Below are 11,848 nucleotides of genomic sequence, written 5' to 3' on the forward strand. Positions count from 1 at the left end.
TAAGCCGGGCGAAGCAATGTGACCATGATCGTCATGGGTTCCGCCACACGTGTCACCTCGGGGTCAGCAGACGATCACGCAGGCGTGCGATGCTGGGGAAGGTGGAGCACGAGGAGGAACGAGTGGTGACGAATCCGCGCAGCGGCAGCGACCCGGCCCAGCTGGGTCCGGCGGGCCGGGAGGAATCCTGGCGGCGCTTCGGCGACGAGACCTTCGACCTGGTCGTGATCGGCGGCGGGGTCGTCGGCGCGGGCACGGCGCTCGACGCGGCGACCCGCGGCCTGCGGGTGGCTCTCGTCGAGGCCCGCGACCTGGCGTCCGGCACGTCGAGCCGGTCCAGCAAGCTTTTCCACGGCGGCCTGCGGTATCTCGAGCAGCTCGAGTTCGGCCTGGTGCGCGAAGCGCTGCACGAGCGCGAGCTGATGCTGACGAAGATCGCGCCGCACCTGGTGAAGCCGGTGAGCTTCCTGTACCCGCTCACGCACCGGATCTGGGAGCGGCCCTACACCGCCGCCGGCTTGCTGATGTACGACACGATGGGCGGCGCCCGGTCGGTGCCGGGCCAGAAACATCTCACCCGCGCGGGTGCCCTCCGAATGGTCCCCGCGCTCAAGCGGTCCGCGCTGATCGGCGGCATCCGGTATTACGACGCGCAGTCGGACGACGCGCGGCACACGATGACCGTCGCGCGCACCGCCGCGCATTACGGCGCGGTGGTCCGGACCTCCACCCAGGTCGTCGGCTTCCTGCGCGAGGCGGACCGGATTTCCGGCGTGCGCGTGCGCGACGTCGAGGACGGCCGCGAAACCGAGATCCACGCCGGCGCGGTGGTCAACTGCACCGGCGTGTGGACCGACGAACTGCAGCGGCTCTCCGGCGGCCGCGGCCGGTTCCGCGTGCGCGCCAGCAAGGGCGTGCACATCGTGGTTCCGCGCGACCGGATCGTGTCGGAGTCGGGGATGATCCTGCGCACCGAGAAGTCGGTGCTGTTCGTGATCCCGTGGCGCAACCACTGGATCGTCGGCACCACCGACACGGACTGGAACCTCGACCTCGCCCACCCGGCGGCCACCAAGCACGACATCGACTACCTGCTCGAACACGTGAACTCGGTGCTCGCGACGCCGCTCACGCACGACGACATCGAAGGCGTGTACGCGGGTCTGCGCCCGCTGCTGGCCGGCGAGAGCGAAGAGACGTCGAAGCTGTCGCGCGAACACGCGGTCGCGCGCGTCGCGCCGGGCCTGGTCGCGATCGCGGGCGGCAAGTACACGACGTACCGGGTGATGGCCGCCGACGCCGTCGACGCCGCGGTGGTCGACCTGCCGGGCCGCCCGCCGTCGTCCATCACCGACAAGGTCCCGCTGATCGGCGCGGACGGCTACCACGCGCTGGTCAACCAGGCCGACCACCTCGCCGCGGAGCACGGGCTGCACCCGTACCGCGTGCGGCACCTGCTCGACCGTTACGGCTCGCTGGTGCACGAGGTGCTGGCGCTCGCGGCGGACCGGCCGGAGCTGCTCAAGCCGATCGAGTCCGCGCCGGATTACCTCGGCGTGGAGGTCGTGTACGCGGCCAGCCACGAGGGTGCGCTGCACCTGGAGGACGTCCTCGCGCGGCGCACGCGGATCTCGATCGAGTACGCCCACCGCGGCGTCGACTGCGCCGAGCAGGTCGCCCAGCTGGTGGGTGGCGTGCTGGGCTGGTCGGAGGACGAGACGAAGCGCGAGGTGGAGGTCTACCGGGCGCGGGTCGAGGCGGAGCGGGATTCGCAGCTGCAGCCGACGGACGAGTCCGCGGACGCGCTGCGGGCGGCGGCTCCGGAGGCTCGGGCGGGGCTGATCGAGCCGGTTAGCTGAGGTTTCCTCGTGAGTGGCGATGCCGGTTCTCGCCGGCATCGCCACTCGTGAGGTCGTGGTGCTCTGCGGGTTCGGGTTGCGCGCGGTCTGGCGCGCCCCAATGTGGCATTGGGTGCGTCCCACGCACCGAACGCCACATTGGGTGCGTCCCACGCACCGAACGCCACATTGGGTGCGTCCCACGCACCGAACGCCACATTGGGTGCGTCCCACGCACCGAACGCCACATTGGGTGCGTCTCACGCACCGAATGCCACATTGGGTGCGTCTCACGCACCGAATGCCACATTGGGTGCGTCCCACGCACCGAATGCCACATTGGGGTGCTCCCCGCCGCAGGCAGCCAGCGCGAGTGTCCGCTTTAACTGGCGTAGGCAGTCACGAGGGCTTGAGCACCCACCGGATGAGCGTCTCCCCACTAGGCGAGGGCCGCTCCTCCGGCCCGACCCGGGTGAACCCGGCCCGCCGCGCGACGACCTCGGACGCGGTGTTGCTTTCGTCGTGCCGGTAAGCGATCTCGTGCAACCCCAGCCGCGCGAAGCCGAACTGGATCGCGGCCGAAAGTCCTGCTGCCGCAATGCCTTTGCCCCGTTCGGCCGGATGCGTCCACACCGACGCCTCGGCAGTGCCGAAGTCGAGGTCCAGGTCGCGCAGCCCGACCTCGCCGAGCAGGCGGCCGGTCGCCAGGTCCGCGACCGCCCACGAGCAGCGTTCGTCGCACGCCCACTGCGCGGCGCGCAGCGTCACGTATTCGGTGGCTTCGTCGGGGGTGCGCAGCCGGTAATTCAGCACGTACCGCCGATGCCGCGGGTCCGCGAACGCCTCCATCAACGCGGGCCGGTCGTCGAGCTTCCGGTCCGCGCGCAGCTGACGCAGGTAGTACGCGCCCGCGTTGATTTCCACGGGTTCCACAACTCGAGCCTAACCGTCCGGAACCGGAAAACGGCTGCGTGCCGCGTCACGACCGGGGCGGGAGCCAGGGTGAAAAATCCTTGCCGTTTCGGGCAGCGCTGAGGGAAAAGCCGTCGCGCGGCGATGATCACACTGGCAGCGTTGCCGGTATGCCGGACAATCTGACCCAGTTTGCCGCCGAACATTCCCGTCTGCACGGATGGGACGACCTTCCCGCTTTTCTCGCCGACGACCGGACCTGGACGTTCGCCGAGGTCTACGCCGGGGCCGCACGCGTCGCGGGCGGTTACCGAGCCGTCGGGCTGTGCCGCGGCGATCGCGTTCTGCTCGCGCTCCCGGACAGCGTCGAAATGGTCTGGTGCCTGCTCGGCGCGTGGCAGGCCGGAATCGTCGCGATTCCGGTGAATGTCCAGATGAGCCACGACGATCTGACCCGCGACATCCGCACCGCCGAACCCGCGTTGATCGTCGTCGACCCGGAAACCGCGGGCTGGCTCGACGACGCCGGTCTCGCCCCGACCACCGGCGCGGACCGGCTGGCGAAGGCGGAACCGGAGACGGAGTTCGCGCCGGGCGGGGACCATCCCTCGCACGCGATGTTCACGTCCGGGACCACTGGCGCGCCCAAGCTGTGCTTCTATCTGCACAGCAATTTCGATCCGTCGATGCTCAGCACGGAGGGGGTCGGCACGGTCGCGCTTTCGGTGTCGCGGATGTACTTCTCCGGCGGCCTGTACTCCTCCGCGATGGCCACGATGTGCACCGGCCAGACGTCGGTGCTCTCACGACCGCGCGCGACCCCGGCCGCCGCGCTGGAGCTGATCCGCCGCCACAACGTAGCGACGCTTTTCGCGCAGCCGAGTTTCTACGCGCGCCTGCTGCAGGAGCCGGGGCACGCCGAGACACTCGGACAGTTGCGCGGCGCGATGTGCGCTGGCGAAGTGCTTTCCGCACGGTTGCGCGAGAAACTGATGCCGGTCTTCGGCGATCGCTTGGTGAATCTCTACGGGGCTACTGAAGCTGGCGGGTACGCCGTCGGCCGACCGGCGGATTACGCCGACCCGTCGGCGGTCGGGCCGGTTTTCGAGGGACGTTCGGCGCGCGTGGTGGTCGGCGGGCAGGAGGTGGCCGCCGGTGTGCAGGGCGAGCTGCAGGTTCTGGTCCCGTTCGCCACGCGGGGTGTCGCTCGGGGCAGCCTCGGCCCGGATCAGGTGACCAACGCCTGGTGGTCGACCGGCGATCTCGGGTCGATCGACGAACAGGGCGTCATCCACGTCTACGGACGGCTGGACGACGTCGAGGTGATCGGCGGGCAGAACGTCGTGCCCGGTGAGGTCGAACGGCTCCTCGAAAGTCATCCGAAGGTGCGCGAAGCGGCGGTCAGCGCGGTGCGGCGCGAGGCAGGGGACACGACATTGCGCGCATACGTGGTCGCCACTTCAGGCACCGGCGACGACGATCTGGGCGCGGAGTTGGTCGCGCTGACTCGCGAGCACCTGTCGTGGTACAAGGTGCCGCAGGACGTGACGTGGCTGGAAGCGTTGCCGCGCAACGCAAACGGCAAGGTGTTGCGGCGGCAGTTGCGTACCGCAGGCGGTCAATGACCTAAGCCGGGTGAAGGGATCGCCGGGAACTCGGCGTGTACGGCGGTCCCTTCCCCTCGCGCGGACTCGATGGTCAGCGAGCCCGCGACCCGCTGCACGCGTTGGCGCATCGCTTCCAGCCCGAAGCCGGTGCCGTCGCCGCGGTCGCCGGGGGCGAAACCACGTCCGTCGTCGCGGATATCGAGCATGACCAGGTCGGTGGTGTAGGTCAGCGTGATGCCGATCCGGCTGGCGCGCGCGTGCTTTTCCGCGTTGGCCAAGGCTTCCTGCGCCACCCGGTACATCGCCACTTCCAGTTCCGGCAGCAACGGTCGCGCGTCGCCTTCGACGTCGGTTGTCACCTTGACGCCAGAAGTCTCGGACACTCGATTCGCCAAGCCTGCCAACGCTTCCGGCAGGTGCGAGTCGGCCAACGGCTCCGGGCGCAACGCCTGCACCGCTCGGCGCGCCTCGGTGAGGCTGTCCTTCGCCAGCGTGTGCACGTGGTCGAGATGCCGTTGCCGATCCGCGGCTTCGGTGGCCCGGTCGGCAGCCTGCAGTTGCGTGACGATGCCGGTCAATCCCTGGGCGACGGTATCGTGGATTTCGCGAGCCATCCGCTGTCGCTCGTCGAGCACCCCTGCCTCGCGGGCTTGGGTGAGCAGTTGTGCGTGCAGCGCGGCGTTTTCCGTCAACGCCGTTTCCAGCTGCGCGTTCGACTGCGCGAGCTTTTCGTTAGTGCGACGGCGTTGCTCGTTCTCCGCGCCCACGAACCACGCCACGTAGAGAATCGGTCCGACGATCGACACCGCGGTGATCCACGGCGGCGAAGGTTGCCAAATTCCCTTGGCCAGTAACGGAACCACCGCTGTCGCAGCCGCCGCGAAGATGCTCCAGCGCGTCGGGAACAACACGAACGCGATCGGGTAGCCGATGGAAGCGAAGGCGGTGAACGGGTCCACCCGGGCAGCGAGCACGGTCGCGCCGGCCAGCAGTACGACGAAGAATCCGATGGCCAGCCACGGGTTTCGCGTGCGGTGCGGGAAGACCGGGATCAGCACAAGCAGCCACAGCCCGGTCGCCGCGGCGAGAAGCAGCGTGGTGCGCCACTGGGCGGGATGGCCGTGCGGCTGACCTGCGGCGATGATGGTGCACACGGCGAGCGCAAGAATCCCGATCCCGGCGAACACCGGGCCCGCCCAGCGCTCGGCCCTCGGATCGACTGAGCCCGGCCGCAGCCCCATCATCGGGCTGAACCGCGGCGCGCGTTCTGGCGGGCTCAGCGGCGTCGCCATCCGCTGAGCAGGATCAGCAGCAACGGCAGCGCGAACACGATCAGCAGCCGTCCGCGCGTCACGATGAGCACGATGACCGCGAGGGCGATCGAAAGCGGCACCGAATACCGCATCACGAACGAACCGACCTTGCCGTTTCCGGCGGACGGCACGGCCGGTTGCGGCCGGGCCGTGGCCAGCAGCGCGCTCGGGCGCGGCGAGGGCAGGTCGTCGAACAGCGGCACCAGTTCGCTGACCAGCTTGGCCGACGTGACCTTCGCCGAACGGCTGCCGTACTCGTCGATGTCGAGGCGTCCGGTGCGGACGTGCTCGGAGAGGACGTCGAGCGCGTCCTGCCGTTCGTCGTCGCTCAACCGCAGGTCAGGCATGGTCCGCCTCAAGGATCCAGACGGCGCTGCCGCCGGTGTTCGTCGCGCATCGCCCGGAACTCCTCGCGGCGTTCCCGGTGCCGGTCGTGGCGGTGGTGATGGTCATGGTGCTCGAAACCCTTGCCCCAGAGCGCGCGGCCGACCGCGGTGAGCGCGATCGGCGCGAAAATCACCGGCCAGCCCGCGGTGCCGGTGGCGATCAAGGCGATCGCCGCGATCCACACCAGCGGAATCAAGGCGGCGACGGCGCGTTGCCCGCCCGACCACTCCGGCTGCCGCGCGGCCACCTCGCCGGACGCCGCGGGCTGCGGAACGGGCATCGGCGGCGGTGGCGCCGCGGCCGGTTCCGGCGCGGCGGTCGCGCCCGCGCCGAACACCGGATGCGGCACCGGCAGGTCGTTGAACAGTTCGCCCAGTTCGCCGCGGGTCTTGGCCGCGGTGATCCGGGCGGAGCGCTCGCCGAACTCGTCGATGTCGATCCGCCCCGCGCTCATGTGCTCACCGAGCGCATTCAGCGCGGACTCTCGCTCCTGGTCGCTGATCCGCAGCTGCGGAGACGGAACCTCAGTCACGTTGTCGATGGTAGGCCGCGCGAGCGCGCGGCACCCACGACATTCAGCACAACTTCAGTCCTTGAGTTCCAACAGTTGCGTTCCCTGCGTGACCGCGGAGCCGATCTCGACCGAAAGCCCGGTGACAGTGCCCGCTTTGTGCGCGGTTACCGGGTTCTCCATCTTCATCGCCTCGAGTACCACGATCAGCTCGCCCGCCTCGACGTGCTGGCCTTCCTCGACCGCGATCTTCACGATGGTGCCCTGCATCGGCGCGGTGACCGCGTCGCCGCTCACCGCTGCCTTCGCGCCGCCGGCCCGCTTGCGGGGCTTGGCTTTCGTCGCCGCGGGCGCGCCGCCGCCTTCGAGGGCGAACCCGCCCGGCAGCGACACCTCGAGCCGGCGTCCGCCGACCTCGACCACGACGTTCTGCCGCGGCGCCTCTTCCTCGGCCTCGACGTCCGGCGCGACGAACGGCTCGATCTTGTTGTCGAACTCGGTCTCGATCCAGCGGGTGTGCACGCTGAAGCCGTTGTCGTCGCCGATGAACGCGGGGTCGTCGACGATCACGCGGTCGAACGGCAGCACCGTGGCCATGCCCTCGACCTCGAACTCGGCCAGCGCGCGACGGCTGCGCTCGAGCGCGTTCTGCCGGTCCGAACCGGTGACGATGAGCTTGGCGAGCATCGAGTCGAACTGGCCGCCGATGACGCTGCCGGACTCGACGCCGGAGTCGACGCGCACGCCCGGCCCGGACGGGGCCACGAACTTGGTGACCGTGCCCGGCGCGGGCAGGAAGCCGCGGCCGGCGTCCTCGCCGTTGATGCGGAACTCGATCGAGTGGCCGCGCGGCACCGGGTCCTCGGTGATCCGGAGCTTCTCGCCGCGCGCGATGCGGAACATCTCGCGGACCAGGTCGATGCCGGTGGTCTCCTCCGAGACCGGGTGCTCGACCTGCAGCCGGGTGTTCACCTCGAGGAAGGAGATGGTGCCGTCGACCGCGACGAGGTACTCGACGGTGCCCGCGCCGTAGTAGCCGGCCTCCTTGCAGATGGCCTTGGCGGACTCGTGGATCCGGGCGCGCTGGTCGTCGGACAGGTACGGCGCGGGGGCCTCTTCCACCAGCTTCTGGTGGCGGCGCTGCAGCGAGCAGTCGCGGGTGCCGACGACGATCGCGTTGCCGTGCTGGTCGGCCAGCACCTGCGCCTCGACGTGTCGCGGCTTGTCGAGGTAGCGCTCCACGAAGCACTCGCTGCGGCCGAACGCGGCCACCGCCTCGCGCGTCGCGGACTCGAACAGTTCGGGGATTTCTTCGCGAGTACGGGCGACCTTCAGGCCGCGGCCGCCGCCGCCGAACGCCGCCTTGATCGCGACCGGCAGGCCGTGTTCGTCGGCGAACGCGACGATCTCGCTGGCGTCCTTCACCGGCTCCTTGGTGCCGGGCACCAGCGGCGCGCCCGCGCGGGTCGCGATGTGCCGCGCGGTCACCTTGTCGCCGAGGTCGCGGATCGACTGCGGGCTCGGCCCGATCCAGGTCAGGCCCGCGTCGAGGACGGCCTGGGCGAACTCGGCATTCTCGGAAAGGAAGCCGTAGCCGGGGTGGACCGAGTCGGCGCCTGCCCGCTTGGCGGCGTCGAGGATCTTGTCGATCGCGAGGTAGCTCTCGGCCGCGGTGTTCCCGCCGAGGGCGAACGCCTCGTCGGCGAGGCGCACGTGCGGAGCGTCGCGGTCCGGGTCGGCGTACACGGCCACGCTCTGCAAGCCCGCGTCCTTCGCGGCCCGGATCACGCGAACCGCGATCTCGCCCCGGTTCGCGACCAGGATCTTGGTCACCGGACCGCCTGTGCTCGCGGTGTCCTGCTCGCTCACCACATACCTCCCGTGCCCGTCGCCGCGCTGCTGGTCAACCGGGAGTCTACGGACCAGGACAGAGCCTGGATTGAGAGGTGGACCACCCAGTTCGGTCCTGTTTATACCCGTCCGGCCGGGGCCTGATGCCGGAGTTCGGCCGGTAGTTCGGAGTCGAGCACGATGACGTCGTAGGGGTTGACCTGGTGCACCAGGGCCAGGTTCTCGGTGTTGACCAGGATCCACGGCTGGTGCTCGCCGCAGCAGTCGACGAGCCGGTCGAGCGCGGTGAACGCGACCAGCGCGGTGCGGCCGTCGGGGGTGCGGCGCAGTTCGACGTTGGCTCCGGTCTGGCCGTCGGTGGTCGGGCCGGTGGGGCCGGTCGGCAGGTAAAGCGCCGGGGGCAGATTGGGGTTCGTCACTCCGACAACATAGACGGACACGGTGCGCAAGGTCGCTTACAGTCTCGGATATGGGGACTTGGCCGAAGCGCATCCCGCGATCCGCGCTGCTCACCGCCGTTCTCGCGGCGGTGGTGACGGCGGCGGCGCTCGTGGTGGTCGTCGTGCTGCGCCCGAAGCCGGACGGCGCGGTCACCATGGCGCCGCGCGAGCCCGCGGCGGCTCCGGTCAACGGATCGTCCGCTACCTGCGGGAACGGCCCCTGCAAGCAGCTGGCGGCGATGAGCGTCGGCGGGACCCCGGTCGTGCTGCTGGCGGACGCCGCGGGCGGATGGGGCCGGGTCCAGGTCGGGCAGCAGCCGGGCACCGAGTTCGAACTGGCGATCACGAACCTGGGCGCGAAGCTGACGGCGAATTCCCTGCGCTGCGTCGACGGATCGACCGCCGCGTGCCTGATCCGCGGCGACGCGGCGGGCGGTTCGTACGGCGAGTTGCTCACCGCGTCCGGCGGGGTGTGGCGCGACTACGGCAAGCCGTATTTCTCCGACGCGGGTTCGCTGTCGCTCTACGACGTGAGCCAGGACGGCCGTCCGGACGTGATCGTCGTCCGGCACGAATGCCCGCAGGCGGTGTCCGGCTCGCCGCGCTGCCAGGCGGCCCCGGTGGTGGCGGAGGTGTACGAACTCGACGGCGAGGTGATGGGCTGCACGAGCACCGTCACCTCGCCGTCGAATTTCCGCGGCTGGCCGGACGTCGAGCTGAAGAAATCCCAGCTGCGGCGGTGTTCCGGCAACTCGTGAGCGGCGATCGCGGTTCCCGCCGGGATCGCCGCGCACGAAGCGTCAGGCGGTCGCGGGACGGGCGGCGCCGCCCTCGTCGCGGTGGTTCGGCCGAGCGGTCTGGGTGTTGAGGATTTCCTCGTCGAGCAGGCCCTCGCTGCGGGCGACGATGGTCGGGACCACGATCTGGCCCGCGACGTTCGTAGCGGTGCGCATCATGTCCATGATCGGGTTCACCGAGTAGATCAGCGCGATGCCGATCGCGACCTGCTTGGCGTCGAGGCCGATGAACGCGGTGGTCAGGGTGAGCGCGGTCAGCCAGCCGGTGGTGCCCGCGGTGGCCAGCGCGCCGAGCACGGCGACGACCACGATGCCGACGTATTGCCCGAAGCTCAGCGGCACCCCGGAGAGGTTGGCGATGAAGATCGCGCCGATCGCCGGGAACACCGCGGCGCAACCGTCCATTTTGGTCGCGCTGGCGAGCGGGGTGGCGAAGGCGGCGTACCCGGGGTCGACGCCGAGGTTCACCGCGGACTGGCGGGTCAGCGGAAGCGTCGCCGAGCTGGACTGCGAAGCGAACGCGAACTGGATCGCGGTGCCCGCCTTGGCGAAGAACGTCAGCGGGTTCACCTTGGCGACGAACTGCAGCAGGATCGGGTAGACCACGAACAGGATCAGCAGGCAGCCGACGTACACCGCGAGCGTGGTCGACAGCAGCGGGCGGAACAGCGCGTCGCCGTAGTTGGAGACCGCGGCGCCGATCAGGCCGATGATGCCGATCGGCGCGAGCCGCACGATCCAGCCGAGGTAGCGCTGGATGATTTCGAAGACGCTGGTGGTGAAGTCGACGAACGGCTTCGCCTTGTCGCCAAGGCTGTAGGCGGCGGCGCCGATCACGACGGCGAGGAAGAGCACCTGGAGCGTGCTGCCCTCGGCGAAGGCGGAGAAGAAGTTCTCCGGCAGCAGGCCCTTGATGAAGGCGTCCCAGGAACCCCAGTGGCTCATGCTCTTCGCGGCCTTGTCGGCGTTCTTCGCGGTGGCTGCGACGCCCTCGCCGAGCCCGCCGGAGCCGGGGTTGAACAGCTTGCCGATCGCGATCCCGACCAGCGAGGCGATCAGCGACGTGATCGCGAACCACAGCACGGTCTTGCCGCCGAGCCGCGCGGCGGTGCGGCCGCCGCCGAGGCCGCGAAGGCTGTTGATGCCGACCACGATCGCGGTGAAGACCAGCGGGATGACCGCGATCTGCAGCAGGGTCGTGAAGATCGTGCCGATGTGGTCGAGGGTGTCGGTCAGCCAGCCGGCTTCGGTCGTCCGCGCGAGCACGCCGAGGCCGGCGCCCACGACAAGCGAACCGAGCACGGCCGCGGCGAACACGCGCGGTTTGGTGTACGTCCTGACGAAGGACATGTGCCACCCCAGGGAGGTCGAGAGTTTCCGCTGGCCCGGATGCGGGCCGGGATCGACTTTCCCTGATCACTCGTCCGAGTGACACATCGTCCCAGTATGTGAACTATTTCCACATCTCGGTGACGCTGACGCCCACCTCGGCGAGGAGCTGCCGCAGCAGCGGAAGGCTGATCCCGATCACGCTGGAGGGGTCGCCCTCGACGCCCTCGACGAACCACCCGCCGAGCGCGTCGAGCGTGAACGCCCCCGCGACGTGCAGCGGTTCGCCGGTCGCGACGTAGGCGTCGATCTCGGCCTGGCTGGGGTTGGCGAAGTGCACGGTGGTGGACCGCGTGCCGGAGGCTTCCTTGGTGCGCTGCCCGCCGTCGAGCCGGACCACGGCGTGCCCGGTGAGCAGGACGCCGGAGCTGCCCGCCATCCTCGCCCAGCGCTGCTTCGCGACTTCGGCGTTGGCGGGCTTGCCGACCATCTCGCCGCCGATGGAAAGCATGGAATCGCAGGCGACGATCACGGCGTCCTGTTCGGAAACCATCTCGACGACGGCGTTGGCCTTGGCTTTGGCGAGCGCCGTGACGAGCTCGGCGGGCGCCGGGTCGGTGAGCGCGGCGGCGACGGCGTCTTCGTCGACGCCGGACACGACGACGGCCGGGTCCAGACCGGCGCTGCGCAGCACGGAGAGACGGGCGGGGGACTGGGAGGCGAGGACTAGACGCACGGTCGCGAACGCTACCTCGGCTGGGTGGGGTGTGGGGTTGTGACCCGGGCTGGCGGGTTCGCGTGGGGGCCGGGATTCGGGGGCGGGGTTGTGCGCCAGGTTGCCGAGTTGGGTGATTCCGGTGCGT

Annotated in this window: 11 protein-coding genes; 3 read left to right on the plus strand and 8 right to left on the minus strand. The window is 69.9% G+C overall.

All coding sequences use genetic code 11. The annotated features are described in order from the left end of the window. The first annotated feature begins 89 nt into the window (after window positions 1-89). On the plus strand, window positions 90-1,859 hold the full coding sequence (locus tag ACFORO_RS21725) for a glycerol-3-phosphate dehydrogenase/oxidase (RefSeq protein WP_354739423.1): 1,770 nt from the start codon (window positions 90-92) through the stop codon (window positions 1,857-1,859). Window positions 1,860-2,237: 378 nt separating this feature from the next. Here ACFORO_RS21725 and ACFORO_RS21730 read toward each other — a convergent pair whose 3' ends face one another. After that, window positions 2,238-2,771 (minus strand): GNAT family N-acetyltransferase, encoded by a 534-nt coding sequence (locus ACFORO_RS21730; protein ID WP_377874359.1) that lies wholly within the window; start codon window positions 2,769-2,771, stop codon window positions 2,238-2,240. A gap of 149 nt (window positions 2,772-2,920) precedes the next feature. On the opposite strand from ACFORO_RS21730, the gene ACFORO_RS21735 reads away from it, so the two are divergent. Continuing rightward, window positions 2,921-4,375, plus strand: coding sequence for a class I adenylate-forming enzyme family protein (locus ACFORO_RS21735; RefSeq protein ID WP_377874361.1), 1,455 nt, complete (start codon window positions 2,921-2,923; stop codon window positions 4,373-4,375). On the opposite strand, the gene ACFORO_RS21740 is transcribed toward ACFORO_RS21735, so the two are convergent. The 5 genes from ACFORO_RS21740 to ACFORO_RS21760 all read right to left on the minus strand — a co-directional run bounded on the left by ACFORO_RS21740 (window position 4,369) and on the right by ACFORO_RS21760 (window position 8,859). Next, window positions 4,369-5,649 carry a sensor histidine kinase gene (locus ACFORO_RS21740; RefSeq protein ID WP_377874363.1) on the minus strand — a complete coding sequence of 427 codons (1,281 nt, stop codon included), beginning with the start codon at window positions 5,647-5,649 and terminating at the stop codon, window positions 4,369-4,371. The genes ACFORO_RS21735 and ACFORO_RS21740 overlap by 7 nt on opposite strands. Continuing rightward, window positions 5,634-6,017: a DUF1707 SHOCT-like domain-containing protein gene (locus tag ACFORO_RS21745; RefSeq protein ID WP_377874366.1), complete on the minus strand. Its 384-nt coding sequence runs from the start codon at window positions 6,015-6,017 to the stop codon at window positions 5,634-5,636. Before ACFORO_RS21745 ends, ACFORO_RS21740 begins: the two co-directional genes overlap by 16 nt. An 8-nt stretch (window positions 6,018-6,025) precedes the next feature. Beyond that, window positions 6,026-6,589 carry a DUF1707 SHOCT-like domain-containing protein gene (locus ACFORO_RS21750; protein ID WP_354745283.1) on the minus strand — a complete coding sequence of 188 codons (564 nt, stop codon included), beginning with the start codon at window positions 6,587-6,589 and terminating at the stop codon, window positions 6,026-6,028. Between the two features lie 54 nt (window positions 6,590-6,643). Beyond that, a complete protein-coding gene (locus ACFORO_RS21755) occupies window positions 6,644-8,437 on the minus strand; it encodes an acetyl/propionyl/methylcrotonyl-CoA carboxylase subunit alpha (RefSeq protein WP_377874371.1) in 1,794 nt (597 codons plus the stop codon). A 101-nt stretch (window positions 8,438-8,538) separates the two neighbouring features. Next, window positions 8,539-8,859 carry an SAV_915 family protein gene (locus ACFORO_RS21760; protein WP_106961290.1) on the minus strand — a complete coding sequence of 107 codons (321 nt, stop codon included), beginning with the start codon at window positions 8,857-8,859 and terminating at the stop codon, window positions 8,539-8,541. A gap of 29 nt (window positions 8,860-8,888) precedes the next feature. Here ACFORO_RS21760 and ACFORO_RS21765 point away from each other — a divergent pair, with 29 nt between their 5' ends. Beyond that, complete coding sequence (locus ACFORO_RS21765) at window positions 8,889-9,617, plus strand: hypothetical protein (protein WP_377874374.1); 729 nt, start codon at window positions 8,889-8,891, stop codon at window positions 9,615-9,617. Window positions 9,618-9,659: 42 nt separating this feature from the next. On the opposite strand, the gene ACFORO_RS21770 is transcribed toward ACFORO_RS21765, so the two are convergent. Both ACFORO_RS21770 and ACFORO_RS21775 read right to left on the minus strand, forming a co-directional pair. Next, the gene (locus tag ACFORO_RS21770) at window positions 9,660-11,006 is read right to left on the minus strand and encodes a dicarboxylate/amino acid:cation symporter (RefSeq protein WP_377896621.1); all 1,347 of its coding nucleotides are present in this window, start codon (window positions 11,004-11,006) and stop codon (window positions 9,660-9,662) included. Between the two features lie 103 nt (window positions 11,007-11,109). After that, window positions 11,110-11,721 carry a Maf family protein gene (locus ACFORO_RS21775; RefSeq protein WP_377874378.1) on the minus strand — a complete coding sequence of 204 codons (612 nt, stop codon included), beginning with the start codon at window positions 11,719-11,721 and terminating at the stop codon, window positions 11,110-11,112. Window positions 11,722-11,848 lie beyond the last annotated feature (127 nt).

The sequence above is a fragment of the Amycolatopsis halotolerans genome (assembly GCF_042647905.1).
Classification (GTDB): domain Bacteria; phylum Actinomycetota; class Actinomycetes; order Mycobacteriales; family Pseudonocardiaceae; genus Amycolatopsis; species Amycolatopsis halotolerans.